The organism is Embleya sp. NPDC008237 (genome assembly GCF_042956465.1).
GTDB lineage: Bacteria > Actinomycetota > Actinomycetes > Streptomycetales > Streptomycetaceae > Embleya.
Map to the genome: position 1 here is coordinate 389,864 of NZ_JBIBGL010000008.1, position 21,371 is coordinate 411,234.

Here is a 21,371-nt window from a genome sequence, read left to right on the forward strand (position 1 = left end):
TGGCAGGTCGGCCCCGGTGGCACTCGGACGCTTCGGTGCGCGGCGAAGGGTCGGGGGTCTAGCGTCCGGGGCGTACGACGGAGGGCCTTCGGCGACGAGGGCGCAGTGGGAGGTGGGCGATGGCGGGGCAGCGTGCCGAAGGGGCGGCGGTGCGGGCCGTGGCGGCGCGGTTTCGGGAGGTCAATGGGGACCACGCGATGACGCCGGCGGACGACGCGTACGTGAATCGGCAGTTCGTCGAGTTGGGCGCGCTGTGCCACAAGGTCGGGCGCGATCCGGACGAGGTACGCGAACTGATGTCGGCCCGATTGTTGCCGCTGCCCTCCTATCTGCGCTCGGACGGCGCCGAGATGGTGCCCGCCGACCTGTTCGCCCTCGCCGACGCGGCCGGCGGCCCGGATCGGCTGCGGGCCTGGTTCGTTGGGCACTGGTCCGATCCGGACGAGGGCGAACAGGAGTGGGACGCCTACCTCAGCGGCCGATACGTCTGCCTGCACACGGTGTCCCCGGCCACCATCCGCCGCAAGGGCGAACTGGTCGCCGCGATCGAGGCCGCCCTGGCCGCAGCCGACTCGGACTCCCCCGCACCGGCCGCGTCGCTGTCCGCCCTGGTCGACGAACTCGACGCCCTGGAGCCGGACTTCACCGACTACGACCGCCTCCGCTTCGGTGGGCCCGTCTCCCGCGACACCCACATCACCGCCCTGCGCACCCATCGACCGCCGGTCGAGGCGCAGTGACGACCGGGGTGCGTCGACGACGGTTGTCGACGCACCCGAGAAGCCGTACGGGGAGAACGTGTGTGCGCGAAAGCCTGGCCCGCTCCCGGCCGACGACCGAGACCGGCCGCTCTCGCCCGACGTGGACAACACGCTCTCCCCGCCCGCCGCGACGTCGCCGCCATGCCCTGCCCGGTTCGGCTCACGTGGTGATGTCGCGCTCGGTCATTCGGGCCCAGGCCGCCGCACCGAAGATGGCCGTGTACGCCGTCTGGATACCGAGGTTGCGGATGATCTCGTCGGTCGGGATCGGGTTCCGCAGCAGGTCGCCGAAGCTCATCCAGCCGTCGGTGAACAACCACGGGTGCAGCGCCGACAACTGCGGGATGCCGGTCAGGATCGCGGTCACGACGACCACGCCGACCGTGGTGGCCATCGCCGCCACCGGCACCGTGGTCAGCGTCGAGACGAACAACCCGATCGCCGCGAGGCCCACCAGCGAGGCCGCCACGCACAGTGCGATCAACAACGCCCGCCAGGACGCCTCGCCCATCGAGATGGTGTCGCCGGTCAGCAGCGGCACGTCGCCCATCGGGAACAGCGCGGCGCCCACCACCAGCGCGGACAGCGCGACCGTGAGCGTCGCGGCCAGGCAGAACGCCAGCACACCGGCGAACTTCACCACCAGCAACCGGGTGCGGCCGGCCGGCGCGACCAGCAGATAGCGCAGCGTCCCCGCGTGCGCCTCGCCCGCGATCGAGTCGCCCGCCACCACGCCGACCGTCATCGGCAGGAAGAACGGCAGCGCGGCGGCCAGGGACGCGAACACCAGGAACAACCCGTTGCCGGTCACCTGGTTCACGAAGTCCATCGACCCGCCGCCACCGCCCCCGCCCGAGGAGCCGCCGTCGTGGAAGTAGCGCAGAGCCACCCCGAGGATGACCGGTACGACGGCCAGGAAGCCCAGCATCGCGGCCGTGCGCGGGCGCAGGAAGACCAGGCGCAACTCGCTGCGCATCAGCCCGCGCAGCCGCGGCGCCCGCTCGGACCCGAACGTCTCGTTCGCCGCCGAGTACCGGAACGCGGGCGACAGGACACCCGTCTTGGGCAGTGCGTCAGTCGGTGACATCGAAGCCTTCTCCGGTCAGGGCGACGAACGCGTCCTCCAGGGACGGTCGTGCCAGGGTGAACGAACGCACGCGCACGTCGGCGCGGACCAGCGCCGCGCAGACCTCGTCGGGCTCCAGCGGCGCCGGGTCGGCCTCGACGCCGTCGCGGGTGGTGACGATGTCGGTCGCGCCGAGCCTGTCCAGCACCACGACCGCCGCCTCCGCGTCGGGAGTCGTGACGACCAGCCGGGCCCGGGTGCCGGCGCGCAGGGATTCCACCGTGCCCTGGGTGATCAGCCTGCCGTGGCTCATCACCGCCACGTCCGTGCACACCTGCTCGATCTCGTCCAACAGGTGCGAGGACAGGAACACCGTCGTGCCGTCCGCGGCCAACCCGCGGATCAGCGCCCGGATCTCACGCATCCCCTGCGGGTCCAGGCCGTTGGTCGGCTCGTCGAGCACCAGCAGGTCGCGCGGTCGCAGCAGCGCGGACGCGATGCCCAGCCGCTGCTTCATGCCCAGCGAGTAGGCCCGCGCCTTGCGCCCGGCCACCGCCGTCAGGCCGACCTTGGCCAGCGCCTCGTCCACCCGGGCGGCGCGGGTGCGCGAGTCCGAGGTGGGGTCGGCGGCGTCCAGTCGGTCCAGGTTCTGCCGACCCGTCAGGAAACCGTAGTGGGCCGGGCCTTCGATCAGCGCGCCGACCCTGGGCAACACCTGCCCGACGGCCCCGGGCATGGGGCCGTCGAGCAGGGTGACCGAACCGCCGGTCGGCCGGATCAGGCCGAGCAGCATCCGGATGGTCGTGGTCTTGCCGGAACCGTTGGGCCCGAGGAACCCGAAGACGGAGCCGGCCGGCACGGTCAGGTCGAGTCCGTCCACGGCGAGCCGGTCCCGGCCGTAGCGCTTGGACAGCCCCTCGGTACGGATCGCGGCGGTGCCGACCGCCGTGGACGCGGTCATCGCTGTGCCGCGATCCGCTGGAGCGTGTCGGCGTCGACCGCGCCGGCGAAGACCCGGCCCGAGTCGGTGCTCAGCACGTTCACCAGACGCGTGTTGATCAGCGTCCCGCCCGGAACCGGCTTGCCCAGCTTGCCCAACAGCCGGGTGGCGTCCTTGGCGTCGCCGCCGGCGGGCAGTTCGACCACGGTCGCCCAGCCCTCACCGAGCAGGCCCGGGGCGGCATGCCCCCCGGTCGGCGCCGCCGGCGCACTCGGCGTGCCGGTTGCCGGGGGCCGTGCCTCGTTCGGTGCCACCTCCTTGACCTGCGCCCCGGCCGGCGGCTTGAAGTCGAAGGTGCCGGCCGCCGGCTTGTCGTACGAGATCTGTTCGAAGCCGATGTCGATCGCGGGCTTGCCGCCCTTGACGGTGTCCACCGTCACCCGCAGCGGCACCCCGGTCTTGGCGTCCACGAACACCGTCGCGGCGGCGATCAGGCTGCCCTGGGCCCTGGGTGCGAAGCGGAGCTTGTACACGTCGTGCCCGGCGACCCGGCCGGTCCCGTCGGCCCGGACGTCGGTGGTCGGGCCGACCAGGTCGAGCAGTTGCCGGGCCACGTCCTGCGGCGTGGTCGGCACCAGCGAGGCGACGTCGGGCCGGCCCTGGTCGACCGTGCCGTGCGTCACCGCGTGCGCGCGGCTGTCGTAGGTCCACACGTCGCGGCCGTTGTGGATGACGTTGTACTCGGCCAGGTCGGACATGAGGCCGATGCGCTGCCGGTCCGGGCCGTCCAGGGCCACCTGGAGCCTGTTGGTGCCGGACAGCAGTGCCTGCGGGCCGTTGCCGCCTGCCTTGCCGGGCAGGGCGGGCAGACCCAGGTCGGTGTCGATGCGGACGGTGCCGGTGAGCGCGTCGGCCCGGGCGGCGGCCACCTTGGCCACGAGTTGGTCGGCGGTCTGCTCCGGTAGCCCCGGATGCGAGTCGTCGGCGAATGCGGTCGGGCCGAATGTCACGGCACCGACGGTTGCCGCCGCGATCGCGGCCGGCACCGCGAAGCGCCACGGAACGGAACGGCGGGTGGTGCGAGTCATGGAGCTTGCCCCCTGATTCGAGTGTCGAATGCGACACCACAAGGGGATCATCGGTACCGGCCACTCGGCGTCCGCCGAACGTCACCGGAAAACGTCCACCTCAAGACGTGCGGTACGCCCGAGCACAGGACTTGATGGTGACTCGCCACCCCACGCGCTACTCCCGGGGGAGCAGCCGCCGAGCACTCCCGCAGAAGGCCGCGGCCCGCCCACCCGGGGTCACGGGTGGGCGGGCCGGCACCGAAAACTAAGCGCTGCGCTCCACGACCAGCTCGCACAGCGAGGCCAACGCCTGCTTCGCACTGCACTCCGGCAGCGGTGCCAGAACCTCCCGAGCGGCTTCGGCATAGCGCCGAGTGTCCTCGCGGGCCTTCGCCAGCGCCGGATGCCCACGCAGCAGCGAAAGCGCCTCCGCGTGCTCGTCGTCGTCCGTGATCGGCCCGTCCAGGAGTTCGAGCAGGTGTCGGTCGGCCGCCGGCGACGAACCGGTCACCCCCGCCCGCAGGTGCAGCACCGGCAGCGTGGGCACGCCCTCGCGCAGGTCGGTACCCGGCGTCTTGCCGGACTCGGTCGCCTCGCTGGCGATGTCGAGCACGTCGTCGGCCAGTTGGAACGCGACGCCGAACCGCTCGCCGTACCGGGTCAGGATGTCCACCACGTGCTCGTCCGCACCCGCGAACATCGCGCCGAACTGGCCGGATGCCGCGATCAGCGAGCCGGTCTTGTCCGCCATCACCGACAGGTAGTGCTCGACCGGGTCGTCGCCCGGGCCCGGGCCGACCGTCTCGCGGATCTGGCCGGTCACCAGCCGAGCGAACGCCCGAGCCTGGATCCGCACCGCCTCGTTGCCCAGGTCGGCGACGATCTCCGAGGCCCGGGCGAACAGGAAGTCGCCGGTCAGGATCGCCACCGAGTTGTCCCACCGGGAGTTGGCGCTGGGTGCGCCGCGCCGCAGCGGGGCCTCGTCCATCACGTCGTCGTGGTACAGCGTGGCCAGGTGGGTCAGCTCGCACACCACCGCCGCCGGCACCACGCCCGGAGCCTGCCAGTCGCCGAATTGGGCGGCGAGCAGCACCAGCAGAGGCCGGAACCGCTTGCCGCCCGCCTCGACCAGATGCCGCGAGGTCTGCGTCAGGTAGGGGAACTCGCTCTTGGTGGCCGCCAGGAGCTCCTGCTCCACGGCGGCCATCCCCGCCCTGATCTCGGCGTCGAGAGTCTCGTCCGTGACGCTCAGCCCGAAGGGCCCCACGATCGCCATGACGGTTCTCTCCTGTCGATCACGCAGAGTCTCTGCGTCTTGCTTAATGGACGAACAAGGCTGCCTTGTCCGCGAGGTCCAGTACCGGCTGCGGGAGGATGCCAAGGACCACGGTAACGGCTACCCCGAGCGCGATGGCAGCGGTGGTCATCACGCTCGGTACGACAACCGTCGGACCGTCGGCCTTGGGCTCCGAGAAGAACATCAACACGATCACCCGCACGTAGAAGAACGCGGCGATCGCACTGCACAGCACACCGACCACCACGAGGCTGCCCGCACCGCCTCGCGCCGCCGCCTGGAAGACCGCGAACTTTCCGGCGAAACCGCTGGTCAGCGGGATGCCGGCGAAGGCGAGCAGGAACAGTGCGAACACTCCTGCGACCAGCGGGGAACGCCTGCCCAGACCCGCCCAGTGGGACAGGTGGGTCGCCTCGCCGCGGGCGTCGCGGACCAATGTGACGACCGCGAACGCACCCAGGGTGACGAACCCATAGGCCACAAGGTAGAACATCGTGGACGACACGCCCGCGTCGTTCATCGCGATCATTCCGGTCAGGATGAAACCCGCGTGGGCGATCGAGGAGTAGGCGAGGAGCCGCTTCACGTCGGTCTGGGTGATCGCGATGATCGCACCGGCGACCATGGTCAGGATCGCGACGCCGATCATCACCGGCCGCCAGTCCCAGCGCATGCCCGGCAGCGCGACGTAGAAGAAGCGCATCATCGCGCCGAACGCGGCGACCTTGGTGGCCGCCGCCATGAACCCGGTGATCGGGGTCGGCGCGCCCTGGTACACGTCCGGCGTCCAGGAGTGGAACGGCACCGCGCCGACCTTGAAGAGCAGGCCGACGGCGACCATCGCGAGCCCGATCAGCAGCAGCGCGTCGTTGTCCATCGCGCCCGCCGAGGCGACCCCGATCTTGTCCAGCGAGACGCTGCCCGAGTAGCCGTACAGCATGGCCACGCCGAACAGGAAGAACGCCGAGGAGAACGCGCCGAGCAGGAAGTACTTGAGCGCGGCCTCCTGGGAGAGCAGCCGGTTGCGCCGGGCCAACCCGCACAGCAGGTACAGCGGCAGGGACAGGATCTCCAGCGCGACGAACATCATCAGCAGGTCGTTCGCCGCCGGGAAGAGCAGCATGCCCACCAGCGAGAACATGGTCAGCGGGTAGACCTCGGTCTGCGTCCAGCCCGCCGCCGCCGCGTCCTTCTCCTGTTGGCTGCCGGGCGCCGCCGCGGCCTGCGGGGCGAACGCGTCGCCGCCGGCCGGTTCCAGCCTGCGCTCGCCGATCAGCAGCACCGAGGCGATGCCGATCAGCAGGAGCGTGCCCTGGAGGAACAGCGACGGGCCGTCCACGGCGACCGCACCCATCGCGGTGATGCTGCCGCGGTGGTCGTCCGGCAGGTCCCGGGCGAGCCAGACGACCGCGCCGAACGCGGCGATCATGCCGACCAGGGCCACCGTGAGCTGCGCGCGGTAGCGGGCCGGTCGGGGCAGGAACGCCTCGATCAGCACGCCCACCACGGCGACGCCCGCGATGATCAGGATCGGCGAGAGCTTGCCGTACTCGATGGTGGGCGCGTCCACCTTCGTCACGGCGAGCGTTGCCGTTGCGGCGGTGCTCATGCTCACTTGGAGCCTCCAGTGGTGTGCGCCTCGGTGCCCGCGGCCTGTTCGATGGGCTTGGTGGGCGCCGGGTCCTTCTGCTCCACCCGGCTGAGCGTGTGGTCCACGGCCGGGTTCACCGCGTCGAGCACCGGCTTGGGATAGACGCCGAGCACGAGCAGGAACGCGATCAGCGGTACCACGACCGCCAGTTCGCGCGGCACCAGGTCGCGGAGCTTTTCATTGCCCGGCCGCAGCGGGCCGGTCATCGTGCGTTGGTACAGCACCAGCACGTACAGGGCGGCGAGCACGATGCCGGTGGTGGCGAAGATCGCGGCCACCTTGTACTTCGCGAACGCGCCCACCAGCACCAGGAATTCGCTCACGAACGGGGCGAGCCCCGGCATCGAGAGGGTCGCGAGTCCGGCCACCAGGAACGTACCCGCGAGAACGGGGGCGACCTTTTGCACGCCGCCGAAGTCGGCGATCGTCCTGCTGCCGCGGCGGGTGATCAGGAAGCCCGCGATCAGCAGCAGGGCCGCGGTGGAGAAGCCGTGGTTGACCATGTACAGCGTCGCGCCCGACTGGCCCTGACTGGTCATCACGAAGATGCCCAGGATGATGAAACCGAAGTGCGAGATGGACGTGTACGCGATCAGCCGCTTGATGTCGGTCTGGCCGACCGCGAGCAGCGCGCCGTAGATGATCCCGATCACCGCGAGTGTGATCACCACGGGGGCGAAGAACTTCGAGGCGTTCGGGAAGATCTCCAGGCAGAACCGCAACATCGCGAACGTGCCGACCTTGTCCACCATCGCGGTGACCAGCACCGCGATGCCGGGCGTGGCCTCGGTCATGGTGTCCGGCAGCCAGGTGTGGAACGGCCACAGCGGGGCCTTGACCGCGAACGCGAACATGAAGCCCAGGAACAGCGCCTTCTCCGCGGTCGGGTCGATGTCCAGCTGACCGGTGGCCACGGCCTGCGAGATCTTCACGAAGTCGAAGGTGCCGTTCCCGTCGATCCCGATGCCCTGGTTGGCGGTGGCCACGTACAGACCGACCACGGCGGCCAGCATGACCAGTCCGCCGAGCAGGTTGTAGAGCAGGAACTTCACTGCCGCGTACGAGCGTTGCGCGCCGCCGTAGCCGCCGATCAGGAAGTACATCGGGATCAGCATGGCTTCGAAGAAGACATAGAACATGAACACGTCGGTGGCCGCGAAGGACACCACCACCATGGCCTCGACCAGCAGCATCAGCGCGAAGAACGCGTGCGTGCTGCGCGGCGCGGCCTTGCCGGTGCCGACCACGCCGTCGGCACCCACCGGGGCGTCGTCCGCGTCGTGCCACGAGGCCAGGATCAGCAGCGGCATCAGCACCGCGGTGAGCAGGATCAGCACCAGGCCGATCCCGTCCACGCCCAGCGACCAGCGCACCCCGAACGAGGAGATCCAGCTGTAGCTCTCGGTGATCTGGAAGCGGTCGCCGTGATTGTCGAACTTGGTCGCGACCACGATCGCGACGGCGAGTGTGAGCAGGCTGAACAGCAGCGCCACGTTCTTGGCGAGCTTGCGCTTGCCGGCCGGCACGGCGGCGACGCACAGCCCGCCGACGAACGGCAGCGCCGCGAGCGTCGTCAGCCAGGGAAAGTGGCCGTTCATCGAAGTCCCTCCGCCAAGGCGCCTACGGGGTGGGCGATCTGGGGTCGTGTCCGGATGGTCATGTTCAGGCCATCCGAGCCATCAGCGTGCAGGCCACGACCAGCAGCGTGCCGCCGAACATGGACAGCGCGTACGAACGCACGAATCCGGTCTGCACCTTGCGCACACGCGCCGAGGTGCCGCCGAAGAACGCCGCGAGTCCGCCCACGAATCCGTCCACGCCGCGGTTGTCGAACCACACGAGCAGGCGGGTCAGGTACTGGCCGGGCCGCATCACCAAACCCTCGTTGACCGCGTCCTGGTACAGGTCCCGCCGCGCCGCGACGGTGACCAGGCTCGCGGCCGGTGCCACCGCGGGCACGTCCCGGCGGGCGTACTGCACGTAGGCCACCGCCGAGCCGAGCGCGACCATCGAGAGCGCCAGACCGGTGATCGCCCACTCGCTCATCGGCAGGTCGCCGTGCGAGAAGCCGGTGACGGGCGTCAGCCACTTCACGAAGGACTCGTTGAGCACGAACAGGCCACCCGCGAACACCGATCCGAACGCGAGCAGGATCATCGGGCCGGTCATCGAGACCGGCGACTCGTGCGGGTGCGGCTCGTGCCAGTCGGCCGGGGCGCCGGCAGGCGCCTCCTTCCAGCGTTCCTTGCCGAAGAAGGTCATCAGCATCACGCGCGTCATGTAGTACGCGGTGAGTCCGGCCGCCACCAGGGTGACCGCGCCCAGGATCCACCCCGAGGTGCCGCCCTTGGCGAACGCCGCCTCGATGATCTTGTCCTTGGAGAAGAACCCGGACAGCAGCGGGAAGCCGATGATCGCCAGGTAGCCCAGGCCGAAGGTGACGAAGGTGATCGGCATGTACTTGCGCAGGCCGCCGTAGCGGCGCATGTCGACCTCGTCGTTCATGCCGTGCATGACCGAACCCGCGCCCAGGAACAGCCCGGCCTTGAAGAAGCCGTGGGTGACCAGGTGCATGATCGCGAACGCGTAGCCGATCGGGCCCAGGCCCGCGGCCAGGATCATGTAACCGATCTGGCTCATCGTGGAGGCGGCCAGCGCCTTCTTGATGTCGTCCTTGGCGCAACCCACGATCGCCCCGAACAGCACGGTGATCGCGCCGACGACGGTGACCGCCAGTTGTGCGTCCGGCGAGGCGTTGAAGATCTCCGCCGACCGGGTGATCAGGTACACGCCGGCGGTGACCATGGTCGCCGCGTGGATCAGCGCGGAGACCGGGGTCGGACCCTCCATCGCGTCGCCGAGCCAGGCCTGGAGCGGGAACTGGGCCGACTTGCCGCACGCGGCGAGCAGCAACATCAGGCCGATCGCGGTCATCGTGCCGTCGCTCGCGCTCGCGCTGCCGCCGAGCACGTCGGCGAAGTCGAAGGTGCCGAACGTGGTGAACATCAGGAAGATCGCCACGGCCAGACCGAAGTCGCCGACGCGGTTCATGATGAACGCCTTCTTGGCGGCCGTCGCAGCGCTGGGCTTGTGCTGCCAGAAGCCGATCAGCAGGTAGGAGGCAAGCCCCACACCCTCCCAACCGGCGTACAGCAGAAGGTAGTTGTTCGCCAGCACCAGCAGCAGCATCGCCGCGACGAACAGATTCAGGTAGCCGAAGAAGCGCCGACGGTTCTCGTCGTGCGCCATGTAGCCGATCGAGTAGATGTGGATCAGCGAGCCCACACCGGTGATCAGCAGCACGAACACGATGGACAACTGGTCGAGGTGCAGGCCGATGTCGGCCTGGAACTCGTTGACCGGTGCCCAGGTCCACAGGTGCTGGTCGACCGAGCGGTCCGCGTCGTCCTTGCCGAGCATGGTCACGAACATCAGCACGCCGACCACGAACGCCCCGAGGGCCATCGCGGTGCCGAGGATGTGGCCGAAGGCGTTGGTGCGCTTGCCACCGACGAGCAGCAGCAGCGCACCGAGCAGCGGCAGGCCGACGACCAGCCACAGCGCCGAGAACGCGCCACTTGCCGCGACGGAGTGCAGCCCGCCGCCACCCTCGTTGGCGAGCACGACGCCGGAGGCCAGGGAGGAGGTTTCGATCACCGGTTCCGACCTACCACTTCATGAGGCTGGCGTCGTCGACCGAGGCCGAACGGCGGCTGCGGAAGATGGCGATGATGATGGACAGTCCGACCACGACCTCGCATGCGGCGACGACCATCGTGAAGAACGCGATGATCTGGCCGTCGAGGTTGTCGTGCATGCGGCCGAACGTGACGAACGCGAGGTTGCACGCGTTCAGCATGAGTTCGACGCACATGAACACGACGATCGCGTTGCGCCGGAGCAGAACCCCGGCCGCGCCGATCGTGAACAACAGCGCGGACAGGTACAGGTAGTTCACCGGGTTCACGGGCGCCCCTCCTTGGAGCCTGCGCCGGCGGCAACCTCGTTGCCCGAGCCGTCGCCCGACGAAGAGTCGGCGTCGTCGTGTTCCTGCCGGGCGGTGGGCACCGGTGCGGACGCGGGACCGTCCGACTCGTCCGGCCACGCCTCGTCGTCGGTGTCCGCGCCGGCGGTCTCCAACTCGGCGACGCTGTGCACCGCCTCGGCGCTGACGTCACGGATCTGGCCGCGTGCGCGCAGCGTGCCGTTGATCGACAACTGCGAGACGCTGCCGTCCGGCAGCAGCGCGGCCACGTCCACGGCGTTGTGCCGGGCGTACACCCCGGGCGTGGGCAGCGGCGCGACCTGCTTGTTCTCGCGCACGCGCTCCTCGGACAACTCGCGCTGGGTCTTGCGCGGCACCAGGCGTTCGCGGTGCGCGAGCACCATCGCGCCGACCGCCGCGGTGATCAGCAGCGCGCTGGTCATCTCGAAGGCCCAGATGTACTTGGTGAAGATCTGGTGCGCCAGGCCCTGCACGTTCCCCTCGGACGCCGCGCGCACCGCCTCGTCGTTCGTCTCGGCCGGGTACACCGGCCGGCTGCCCGGCGTCTTGGTGGCCAGCGCGGTGAAGTGCGTGATGGACGCGTTGGCGATGGCCGACACCAGCAGGATGCCGAAGCCCAGGCCCAGCCCGGCGGCGGCGATCCGCTGACCCTTCAGCGTCTCCTTGAGCGAGTCCACCGAGGAGACGCCGACCAGCATCAGCACGAACAGGAACAACATCATGATCGCGCCGGTGTAGACCACGATCTGCACGATGCCCAGGAACACCGCGCCCTGGGCCAGGTAGAAGATCGCCAGGCACATCATCGTGGTGACCAGCGCGAGCGCGCTGTGCACCGCCTTCTTCATGAAGACGGTGGCCAGGGCGCCGATCAGCGCGACGGCGGCGAGCACCCAGAACTGCAGCGCCTCGCCGGTGGAGGTCTTGGTGACCTCGGCCGCGAAGTCGATTCCGGGACTCATCGGCCCGCCTCCGTCCCCTGCTCGTGCACCTCGGCCGCCTCGCGGGGCTGCCCCTGGGTCACCGTGCCCGGCGCGGCCGCGGTGACCTTGCCCAGGTAGTAGTCGGTGTCGGTGGTGCCCGGGTACATCTCGTGCGGCGCCGGGACCATGCCCTCGTGCAGCGGCGCGAGCAGCTGTTCCTTGGTGAAGATCAGGCTCGCCCGGCTGGTGTCCGCGAGCTCGAACTCGTTGGTCATGGTCAGCGCCCGGGTCGGGCACGCCTCGATGCACAGGCCGCAGAAGATGCAGCGCAGGTAGTTGATCTGGTAGTTGCGGCCGTACCGCTCACCGGGCGAGAAGCGCTCCTCGTCGGTGTTGTCGGCACCCTCCACGAAGATCGCGTCGGCGGGACACGCCCACGCGCACAACTCGCAGCCGATGCACTTCTCCAGGCCGTCGGCGTACCGGTTGAGCTGGTGCCGGCCGTGGAATCGCGGTGCGGTGACCTTCTTCTCGTACGGGTAGTACTCGGTGTTCGCCTTCTTGAACATCGTCGCGAAGGTGACACCGAACCCCGCGACCGGTCCGAGGAACTTGGGCACGGGTCTATGCCTCTCCTTCAGTGCGGTCGGCCGGAGGCTCCGCCGCGGCCGGCACCCCGACCGGCTCGGGTTTGCGCACGTTGCGGCGCGGCACCGGCGGGAGTTGTTGCCCCGGCATCGGCGGTACGGGGAAGCCGCCCGCCATCGGGTCGAACGGTTCGGGTCCGGCCGCCTTGGCGTCCGCCTCCTCGTCCCGGTTGGGCGTGACCGCGTCCCACAGGATCGACAACAGGAGCAGGGCGACCACGCCGCCGGCGACCCACAGCACGATCCGGGACTGCTCGTAGCCCTCGTTCTTGAGCGCGCGCACGGTGGCCACCAGCATCAGCCACACCAGCGAGAGCGGGATCAGCACCTTCCAGCCGATCTTCATGAACTGGTCGTAGCGGAACCGCGGCAGCGTGCCGCGCAGCCAGATGAACACGAAGATGAAGGCCTGGACCTTGAGGAAGTACCAAAGGAACGGCCACCAGCCGGAGTTGGCGCCCTCCCAGACCGCGGTGATCGGCCACGGCGCGAGATAGCCGCCGAGGAAGAGCGTGGTGGCCAGCGAGCTGACCACCACCATGTTCACGTACTCGGCGAGGAAGAACAGCGCGAACTTCAGCGAGGAGTACTCGGTGTGGAATCCGCCGACCAGCTCGCCCTCGGCCTCGGGGAGGTCGAACGGCGCGCGGTTGGTCTCACCGATCATCGCGACGACGTAGATGATGAACGAGACCGGCAGCAGCACCGCGTACCAGGTGTCCTGCTGGGCGGCGACGATCTCCGAGGTGGACATCGAGCCGGAGTAGAGGAACACCGCCGCGAACGACAGGCCCATCGCGATCTCGTACGAGATCATCTGCGCCGAGCTGCGCAGCCCGCCGAGCAGCGGGTAGGTCGAGCCGGAGGACCAGCCCGCGAGCACGATGCCGTAGATGCCCACGGACGCGACCGCGAGGATGTAGAGGACCGCGACCGGCAGGTCGGTCAGTTGCAGGTGCGTGCGGTGCCCGAAGATGGAGACCTCGGGCCCGAAGGGGATCACCGCGAACGCCATGAACGCCGGGACCATCGCCACGATCGGGGCGATGATGTAGACGGCCTTGTCGGCGCCCTTGACGGTGATGTCCTCCTTGAGCGCGAGCTTCACGCCGTCCGCGAGGGACTGGAGCAGGCCCTGCGGGCCGGTGTACTTGGGCCCGATGCGCATCTGCATCCAGGCCACGACCTTGCGTTCCCACCAGATCGCGAACAGCGTCATGACGACGCAGAACGCGAAGATGAGCACCGCCTTGAGCAGGACCAGCCACCAGACGTCGGTGCCGAACCCGACGGCGGCGAGCTGCATGCCGCTGTCCGTCACCGCTCCTCCTCATGAACGTGTGCGGTCCGACCGTTGAGGCCGGGGACGCCCGCCCGTCGCCCGTCGTCACCCTTGTTCGGAAGCACTTCGTGCCCCTTTCCGTTGGGGCCCTCCGCCTGGGCGAGATCGACCACGGCCGGCCGGATCTTGACCACCTCGCCCGCGCCCACCCGCAGTGCGCGCCGCACCGAGGAGCCGGGCGAGTTCGCGGGCAGGAAGACCACGCGCTCGGTCATGTCGGTGATGCGCAGCGGCAACGTGACCTCCCCGTGCAACGAGGTCACGGTGACGCCACCCCCCTCCTCGGCGCCGATCTCGGCGGCCGTGGACGCACTCAGCCGGACCACCGGCGCACGCCGGGTGCCCGCCAGATGCGGTTCGCCGTCCTGCCCGCGGCCCTCGTCCAGGAGCAGCCGCCAGGTGGCGAGTACGGCTTCGCCCGCACCGGGGCGCGGGAGTTCGCGGGCCAGGCCCTCGGGGGCGGGCCCCCGGTCGCCGCTCCACCGGCCCAGCCGGCGCAGTTCGCGGCGGGCGGCGGTGAGCGAGGGCAGGTCGATCGGGGTGCCCTCGCGCTCCTCGGCCATCGCCTCGGCAATCGCGTCGAGCACCCGCAGGTCGGACATCACCGCGGCCAGGTCGCCGGTGAGCTGGTCCTTCTTCAGCACGGTGGCGAACGGGCGTTCCCGGCCCTCCCAGTCGACGAAGGTGCCCGGCTTCTCGGCGGGCGCGGCGACCGGGAAGACCACGTCGGCGCGTTCGGTGACCGCGCTGTGCCGCAGTTCCAGGCTGACCACGAAGCGGGCCGCGTCCAGCGCGGCGATCGCGCCGGCCGGGTCGGGCAGGTCGTCCACGTCGACGCCGCCGACCACGAGGGCGGCCAGGCGCTGTTCGCGGACCGCGGTGAGCATCGAGGTGGTGTCCAGGCCGTAGCCGCCGGGCAGGTCGGCGACCGCCCAGGCCGCGGCCACCTCGGCGCGGGCCGCCGGGTCGCCGACCGGTCGCCCGCCCGGAAGCAGGTTGTACAGCGCACCCGCGTCGAGTGCGCCGCGCTCGCCGGCCCGGCGCGGGATCCAGGCGAGTCGGGCGCCGGTGCTCGCGGCCAGTGCGGTGACCTCGGCCAGTGCGCCGGGCACGCCCGCCAGGCGCTCGCCGACGAGCACGATGGTGCCCGGTGTGCGCAGCAGGTCGGCGGCGCCGCGGGCGAGTTCGCCCTCGACCGCCGGGTCGCCGAGCGCGGAGAGCCACTCGGTCTCGGTGCCGGGGGCCGCGCGCAGCAGGGTGCCCTTCATCCGGACCAGGCCGGGCGAGGCGAACGGCGCGATGCCGTAGACCTTCAGGCCCTTGCGGGCGGCCTTGCGCAGCCGCAGGAACACGATCGGCGATTCGTCCTCGGGCTCGAATCCGACCAGGAGCACGCCGGGGGCCTTCTCCAGGTCGGCGTAGGTCACGCCGAGTCCGGTGCCGGCCACCTTGGCGGAGAGGAACTCGGCCTCCTCGGCGGAGTGCTCCCGGGCCCGGAAGTCGATGTCGTTGCTGTCGAGCGCGACCCGGGCGAACTTGCCGTAGGCGTAGGCGTCCTCCAGCGTGGCCCGGCCGCCGACCAGGACGCCGGCGTTGCCGCGTGCGGCGGCGAGCCCGCGCGCGGCCACACTCAGCGCCTCGGACCAGGACGCCGGAACCAGTTCGCCGCTCTCCTCGTCCCGAATCAGTGGGGAGGTGAGCCGGTCCTGCTGCGTGGCGTAACGGAACGCGAAGCGACCCTTGTCGCAGTTCCATTCCTCGTTGACCTCGGGCTCGTCGCCGGCGAGCCGGCGCAGCACCTTGCCCCGCCGGTGGTCCGCGCGCAGCGAGCACCCGGACGCGCAGTGCTCGCACGTGGTCGGGGAGGACACCAGGTCGAAGGGCCGGGCCCGGAAGCGGTACGCGGTCGAGGTGAGGGCGCCGACCGGGCAGATTTGGATCGTGTTGCCGGAGAAGTAGGACTCGAAGGGCTGCTTCTCGTAGATCCCGACCTGCTGGAGTGCGCCGCGTTCGATCAGCGCGATGAACGGATCGCCCGCGACCTGCTCGGAGAAGCGGGTGCAGCGCGCGCACAACACGCAGCGCTCGCGGTCCAGCAGCACCTCGGAGGAGATCCGCAGCGGCTTGGGGAAGGTCCGCTTGACCTCGGCGAAGCGCGAGGTGGAACGTCCCGCGCTCATCGCCTGGTTCTGCAGCGGGCACTCGCCGCCCTTGTCGCAGACGGGGCAGTCCAGGGGGTGGTTGATCAGCAGCAGTTCCATCACCCCGTCCTGCGACTTCTTCGCGACCGGGGAGGTGAGTTGGGTGCGTACGACCATGCCGTCGGTGACGGTGGTGGTGCACGATGCGAGCGGTTTGCGCTGGCCCTCGACGTCGACCAGGCACTGCCGGCACGCGCCGACCGGGTCGAGCAGCGGGTGGTCGCAGAACCTGGGGATCTGGATGCCGATCAGCTCGGCGGCCCGGATCACCAGGGTGCCCTTGGGCACGGAGACGTCGATCCCGTCCACCGAGATGGTGACGAGGTCCTCCGGCTTGGGGGCCGGCGGCCCACCCGCGGGGGTGTTGGTCGTGACTGTCATGTCAGCTGTGCGCTCCTGCCCCGGTTGAAGCGGGGGCTGTGTTCGCCCACGCGGTGGATGCCGCGGTGTCGAACGGACAGCCGCCGTGCTCGAAGTGCGCCAGGTATTCGTCGCGGAAGTACTTGAGCGAGGACTGGATCGGGCTCGCGGCACCGTCGCCCAGCGCGCAGAACGACTTGCCGAGGATGTTGTCGGCGACGTCGAGCAACGTCTCCAAGTCCTCCTCGGTGCCCTCGCCGCGCTCCAGCCGGGTGAGCAGCTGGGTGAGCCAGTAGGTGCCCTCGCGGCACGGGGTGCACTTGCCGCAGGACTCGTGCTCGTAGAACTCGGTCCAGCGCAGCACCGCACGCACCACGCACACGGTCTCGTCGAAGATCTGCAGCGCCTTGGTGCCGAGCATGGATCCGGCCGCGCCGACGCCCTCGTAGTCGAGCGGTACGTCCAGGTGTTCGTCGGTGAACATCGGCGTGGACGAGCCGCCGGGCGTCCAGAACTTGATCCGGTGTCCTTCGCGCACCCCGCCCGCCAGGTCCAGCAGTTGGCGCAGGGTCACCCCGAGTGGTGCCTCGTACTGCCCGGGCCGCTTGACGTGTCCGGACAGCGAGTACAGCGTGAAGCCGGGCGACTTCTCCGAGCCCATCGAGCGGAACCACTCGACGCCCTTGTTCAGGATCGGCGGCACCGACGCGATCGACTCGACGTTGTTCACGCAGGTCGGCGAGGCGTACAGGCCGGCCACCGCGGGGAACGGCGGGCGCAGTCGGGGCTGACCCCGGCGGCCCTCCAGTGAGTCGAGCAGCGCGGTCTCCTCGCCGCAGATGTACGCGCCGGCGCCCGCGTGCACGGTGAGTTCGAGGTCGAAGCCCGAGCCGAGCACGTTCTTGCCGAGGTAGCCGGCGGCGTAGGCCTCGCGGACCGCGTTGTGCAGTCGGCGCAGTACCGGGACCACCTCGCCGCGCACGTAGATGAACGCGTGCTCGGAGCGGATCGCGTAGGACGCGATGATCACGCCCTCGATCAGCACGTGCGGGTTGGCGTACATGAGCGGGATGTCCTTGCAGGTTCCCGGCTCGGATTCGTCCGCGTTGACCACGAGGTAGTGCGGCTTGCCGTCGTTTTGCGGAATGAATCCCCACTTCATGCCGGTGGGGAAGCCCGCGCCGCCGCGACCGCGCAGACCGGAGTCCTTGACGGTCTGGATCACCTCGTCGGGGTGCATCGCCAGCGCCTTGCGCAGGCCGTCGTAGCCGCCGCCGCGCCGGTAGGTGTCCAGCGTCCACGGCTGGTGCTCGTCCCAGTTCGCGGAGAGCACGGGGGTGAGGAGGGAGGGCTCGGTCACGGCGCTTGGTCCCCGTCCTGGTCGGTCGCGGCCCCGGTGGGCGGCGCGGGGTGGGCCGGGTCGGACTCGGCGGTGCGCGCCGGGGCGTCGTGCGAGCTGGGCGCGGGCGGCTGCTCGTCGCGTCCGGCCGCGCCTCGGGGGGCGGGCGCGGTGCGCGGCCGCTCGTCGGTGCGCGGCGGCTCGTCGGCGTGCGTGCCGTTGGCGATCCGCAGGCCGACCAGGCTGGCGGCGCCGCCGGCGCCGCCCTCGTCGACCGCGCCGGGCCGCTCGTCCGGGAAGCCGGCCAGGATCCGCGAGGTGTCCCGGAAGGTGCACAGGCGTGCGCCGCGCGTGGGCACCGCGTCCTTGCCCGCGCGCAGGTCGTCCACGAGTTCCTTGGCCGACTGCGGGGTCGCGTCGTCGAAGAACTCCCAGTTGACCATCACCACGGGCGCGTAGTCGCACGCGGCGTTGCACTCGATGTGCTCCAGGGTGATCACGCCGTCGGCGGTGGTCTCCTTGTTGCCGATCCCGAGGTGGTCCTTCAGGCTCGCGAAGATCTCGTCGCCGCCCATCACCGCGCACAGCGTGTTGGTACAGACGCCGACGTGGAAGTCGCCGCCCTGACGGCGCCGGTACATCGTGTAGAAGGTGGAGACCGCGGAGACCTCCGCCGTGGTCAGGCCCAGCATGTCGGCACAGAACTCGATGCCGGTGCCGGTCACGTAGCCCTCTTCGGCCTGCACCAGGTGCAGCAGCGGCAGCAGCGCCGAGCGGGCCTGTGGGTAGCGCCCGATCACTTCCTTCGCGTCCACCTCCAGCCGGGCGCGCACCTCGGGCGGGAACGGCGGAGCCGGCTTGGGCGGGGGCATCGGCATGCCCAGGTCCGTACTCATCGGTCGACACCTCCCATGACGGGGTCGATGCCCGCCACTGCCACGATCACGTCGGCCACCTGACCGCCTTCGCACATCGCGGCCATGGCCTGCAGGTTGTTGAACGAGGGGTCGCGGAAGTGCACGCGGTAGGGGCGGGTGCCACCGTCGCTGACCGCGTGTACGCCCAGTTCGCCGCGGGGCGATTCGATCGCGCTGTAGACCTGGCCCGGCGGTACCCGAAAGCCCTCGGTGACCAGCTTGAAGTGGTGGATGAGGGACTCCATCGAGGTGCCCATGATGTTCGCGATGTGGACGGGCGAGTTGCCCAGCCCGTCCGAGCCGAGCGCGAGCTGTGCGGGCCAGGCGATCTTCTTGTCGCCGACCATGACCGGCCCGGGGGCCAGTCGGTCCAGGCACTGTTCGACGATCCGCAGCGACTGCTTCATCTCCTCGATGCGGATCAGGTACCGACCCCAGGAGTCGCACGAGTCGGCGACGGCGACGTCGAACTCGTAGTTCTCGTAGCCGCAGTAGGGCTGCGTCTTGCGCAGGTCGTGCGGCAGCCCGGTGGAGCGCAGCACCGGGCCGGTCAGGCCCAGTGCCATGCAGCCGGCCAGGTCGAGGTAGCCGATGCCCTGGGTGCGGCCCTTGAAGATCGCGTTGTCGTTGAGCAGCAGCTCGTACTCGCGGATCCGGCCGGGCAGGATGTTCACCAGGTCGCGGATCTTGTCCACGGCGCCCGGTGGGAGGTCCTGGGCCAGACCGCCCGGGCGGATGTAGGCGTGGTTCATCCGGAGCCCGGTGATCATCTCGAACACGTCGAGGATCAGTTCGCGGTCGCGGAACCCGAAGGTCATCACGGTGAGCGCGCCGATCTCCATGCCACCGGTGGCCAGGCAGACCATGTGCGAGGAGATCCGGTTGAGCTCCATCAGCAGGACCCGGATCACCTGCGCGCGCTCGGGGATGTCGTCGGTGATGCCGAGCAGCTTCTCCACCGCGAGGCAGTACGCGGTCTCGTTGTGCAGCGGCATCAGGTAGTCCATGCGCGTCACGAAGGTGACGCCCTGGGTCCAGTTGCGGAACTCCAGGTTCTTCTCGATGCCGGTGTGCAGGTAACCGATTCCGCACCGGGCCTCGGTGACGCTTTCGCCGTCGATCTCCAGGATCAACCGCAACACGCCGTGCGTGGACGGGTGTTGCGGACCCATGTTGACGACGATGCGCTCTTCGGCGTCCGCCGCGGCCTGGACCACTTCGTCCCAGTCGGAGCCGGTGACCGTGTAGACCCGGCCCTCGGTGGTCTCCCGCGCGTGCGCGGCGGATGGGGGTGTCGTTGTCTGATCGCTCATCAGTTGTACGACCTCCGCTGGTCGGGCGGCGGGATCTGGGCGCCCTTGTACTCGACGGGCACGCCGCCGAGCGGGTAGTCCTTCCGCTGCGGGTGGCCGGGCCAGTCGTCCGGCATGAGGATGCGCGTGAGCGCGGGGTGGCCGTCGAAGACGAGGCCGAAGAAGTCGTAGGTCTCCCGCTCGTGCCAGTCCAGCGCGGGATACACGCTCACCAGGGACGGCAGGTGCGGATCCGCGTCCGGGACCGAGACTTCGAGCCGGACGGCCCGATTGTGGGTGATCGAGCGCAGGTGGTAGACCGCGTGCAGCTCGCGGCCGGTCTCCTGGGGGTAGTGCGTACCGGAGACGCCGGTGCACAGCTCGAAGCGCAGTGCCGGGTCGTTGCGCAGGGTCAGCGCGATCCGCGGCAACGACTCGCGCCGCACGTGGAAGGTGATTTCGCCGCGGTCGACCACGACCTTCTCGATCGCCTCGTCGAACTCGATGCCGGCTTCCGCGAGGGCGCCGGAGAGTTCGTCGGCGACCAGGTCGAATTCGCCCTCGCCCTCCGCGGTTCCGCGCGGGCCGCCGTACGGGCGGGTGGCGGCGCCGGGGAAGGCGATGGTGCGGACCAGCTTGCCGTAGCCGGAGGTGTCGCCCGATCCGCTCGCACCGAACATGCCGTGCCGGACCTCGATGGGTTCGCCGCTCGGTTCGCCGTGCGTGTCGCGCGGGGCGGGCAGTTGCGCCTTCTCCTCGGGCGTGGGGCTCGGGGTGGCCGTGGGGCTCGAGTCGGGCTTGGGGCTCGAGTCGGGCTTGGGGCTCGGGGTGTTGTTGCCGGGGGTGGTCACCGGGCGCCTCCCTCGGGTCCGTGGCCGACCGGGATGCCGGGGTTGAGTTCGTGCGCGCCTCGGCGCGCGCTCGCGGGCAGCATCTCGATGGTGGGCAGCGCCTTCAGGGCGGCCTGTTCGGCGGCGCGGGCCGCCTTCTCGCGGTTGACGCCCAGCGGCATCGCCTGGATCTCCTCGCGGAGCTTGATGATCGCGTCCATCAGCATCTCGGGCCGGGGCGGGCAGCCGGGGAGGTAGATGTCCACCGGCACCACGTGGTCGACGCCCTGAACGATCGCGTAGTTGTTGAACATGCCGCCCGAGGACGCGCACACGCCCATCGACAGCACCCACTTGGGGTTGGGCATCTGGTCGTAGATCTGCCGCAGGACCGGCGCCATCTTCTGGCTGACCCGGCCGGCGACGATCATCAGGTCCGCCTGGCGGGGCGAGGCCCGGAACACCTCCATGCCGAACCGGGCCAGGTCGTAGCGGCCGGCGCCGGTCGCCATCATCTCGATCGCGCAGCACGCGAGTCCGAACGTGGCCGGCCAGAAGGATCCCTTGCGGAAGTAGCCGGCCAGCCCTTCCACGGTGCTCAACAGGAAGCCGCTGGGCAGCTTCTCCTCGATACCCACGCGGATGCCCTCTCTCCGTCAGTCGTTGGGGGAAGCCTGTGGGGAAGCCTGGGCGTCTCGGCTCATCGGTCCCACGGTGTTGATCGGTCCC

18 protein-coding genes are annotated in these 21,371 nt (G+C 70.1%); 1 reads left to right on the plus strand and 17 read right to left on the minus strand.

Going from position 1 to position 21,371, the window contains the following annotated elements; genetic code table 11:
* Positions 1-119: 119 nt before the first annotated feature.
* A complete protein-coding gene (locus tag ACFZBU_RS22885; protein ID WP_391585446.1) occupies positions 120-740 on the plus strand; it encodes a DUF6058 family natural product biosynthesis protein in 621 nt (206 codons plus the stop codon).
* Positions 741-921: 181 nt separating this feature from the next.
* Here the strand turns inward: ACFZBU_RS22885 and ACFZBU_RS22890 are convergent, their stop codons facing one another.
* From ACFZBU_RS22890 to ACFZBU_RS22970, 17 genes are all read right to left on the minus strand, one after another.
* Positions 922-1,848 carry an ABC transporter permease gene (locus ACFZBU_RS22890; protein ID WP_391585447.1) on the minus strand — a complete coding sequence of 309 codons (927 nt, stop codon included), beginning with the start codon at positions 1,846-1,848 and terminating at the stop codon, positions 922-924.
* Complete coding sequence (locus ACFZBU_RS22895) at positions 1,835-2,788, minus strand: ATP-binding cassette domain-containing protein (RefSeq protein ID WP_391585448.1); 954 nt, start codon at positions 2,786-2,788, stop codon at positions 1,835-1,837. The genes ACFZBU_RS22890 and ACFZBU_RS22895 overlap by 14 nt, the downstream gene beginning before the upstream one ends.
* Positions 2,785-3,855, minus strand: a complete 1,071-nt coding sequence (locus ACFZBU_RS22900; RefSeq protein WP_391585449.1) for an outer membrane lipoprotein carrier protein LolA — start codon at positions 3,853-3,855, stop codon at positions 2,785-2,787. The genes ACFZBU_RS22895 and ACFZBU_RS22900 overlap by 4 nt, the downstream gene beginning before the upstream one ends.
* Positions 3,856-4,102: 247 nt before the next feature.
* Complete coding sequence (locus ACFZBU_RS22905) at positions 4,103-5,113, minus strand: polyprenyl synthetase family protein (RefSeq protein WP_391585450.1); 1,011 nt, start codon at positions 5,111-5,113, stop codon at positions 4,103-4,105.
* 43 nt (positions 5,114-5,156) lie between these two features.
* Entirely contained in the window at positions 5,157-6,743 is a 1,587-nt protein-coding gene (gene nuoN / locus ACFZBU_RS22910; protein ID WP_391585451.1) for an NADH-quinone oxidoreductase subunit NuoN, read from the minus strand.
* 2 nt (positions 6,744-6,745) lie between these two features.
* Positions 6,746-8,383, minus strand: coding sequence for an NADH-quinone oxidoreductase subunit M (locus ACFZBU_RS22915; RefSeq protein WP_391585452.1), 1,638 nt, complete (start codon positions 8,381-8,383; stop codon positions 6,746-6,748).
* 64 nt (positions 8,384-8,447) lie between these two features.
* Positions 8,448-10,382 (minus strand): NADH-quinone oxidoreductase subunit L, encoded by a 1,935-nt coding sequence (gene nuoL / locus ACFZBU_RS22920; RefSeq protein WP_391585536.1) that lies wholly within the window; start codon positions 10,380-10,382, stop codon positions 8,448-8,450.
* 70 nt (positions 10,383-10,452) lie between these two features.
* On the minus strand, positions 10,453-10,752 hold the full coding sequence (gene nuoK / locus ACFZBU_RS22925) for an NADH-quinone oxidoreductase subunit NuoK (protein ID WP_020549317.1): 300 nt from the start codon (positions 10,750-10,752) through the stop codon (positions 10,453-10,455).
* Entirely contained in the window at positions 10,749-11,753 is a 1,005-nt protein-coding gene (locus tag ACFZBU_RS22930) for an NADH-quinone oxidoreductase subunit J (protein WP_391585453.1), read from the minus strand. The genes nuoK and ACFZBU_RS22930 overlap by 4 nt, the downstream gene beginning before the upstream one ends.
* Positions 11,750-12,334 (minus strand): NADH-quinone oxidoreductase subunit NuoI, encoded by a 585-nt coding sequence (nuoI, locus tag ACFZBU_RS22935; RefSeq protein ID WP_391585454.1) that lies wholly within the window; start codon positions 12,332-12,334, stop codon positions 11,750-11,752. The genes ACFZBU_RS22930 and nuoI overlap by 4 nt, the downstream gene beginning before the upstream one ends.
* A gap of 4 nt (positions 12,335-12,338) precedes the next feature.
* A complete protein-coding gene (gene nuoH, locus ACFZBU_RS22940; RefSeq protein ID WP_391585537.1) occupies positions 12,339-13,667 on the minus strand; it encodes an NADH-quinone oxidoreductase subunit NuoH in 1,329 nt (442 codons plus the stop codon).
* Between the two features lie 11 nt (positions 13,668-13,678).
* Positions 13,679-16,285, minus strand: coding sequence for an NADH-quinone oxidoreductase subunit G (locus ACFZBU_RS22945; RefSeq protein WP_391585455.1), 2,607 nt, complete (start codon positions 16,283-16,285; stop codon positions 13,679-13,681).
* Between the two features lies 1 nt (position 16,286).
* The gene (gene nuoF, locus ACFZBU_RS22950; protein ID WP_391585456.1) at positions 16,287-17,624 is read right to left on the minus strand and encodes an NADH-quinone oxidoreductase subunit NuoF; all 1,338 of its coding nucleotides are present in this window, start codon (positions 17,622-17,624) and stop codon (positions 16,287-16,289) included.
* The gene (nuoE, locus tag ACFZBU_RS22955; RefSeq protein WP_391585457.1) at positions 17,621-18,499 is read right to left on the minus strand and encodes an NADH-quinone oxidoreductase subunit NuoE; all 879 of its coding nucleotides are present in this window, start codon (positions 18,497-18,499) and stop codon (positions 17,621-17,623) included. The genes nuoF and nuoE overlap by 4 nt, the downstream gene beginning before the upstream one ends.
* Positions 18,496-19,833, minus strand: a complete 1,338-nt coding sequence (locus ACFZBU_RS22960) for an NADH-quinone oxidoreductase subunit D (RefSeq protein WP_391585458.1) — start codon at positions 19,831-19,833, stop codon at positions 18,496-18,498. Before ACFZBU_RS22960 ends, nuoE begins: the two co-directional genes overlap by 4 nt.
* Positions 19,833-20,555, minus strand: a complete 723-nt coding sequence (locus ACFZBU_RS22965; RefSeq protein ID WP_391585538.1) for an NADH-quinone oxidoreductase subunit C — start codon at positions 20,553-20,555, stop codon at positions 19,833-19,835. Before ACFZBU_RS22965 ends, ACFZBU_RS22960 begins: the two co-directional genes overlap by 1 nt.
* A 104-nt stretch (positions 20,556-20,659) precedes the next feature.
* Entirely contained in the window at positions 20,660-21,280 is a 621-nt protein-coding gene (locus tag ACFZBU_RS22970) for a NuoB/complex I 20 kDa subunit family protein (RefSeq protein WP_391585459.1), read from the minus strand.
* Positions 21,281-21,371 lie beyond the last annotated feature (91 nt).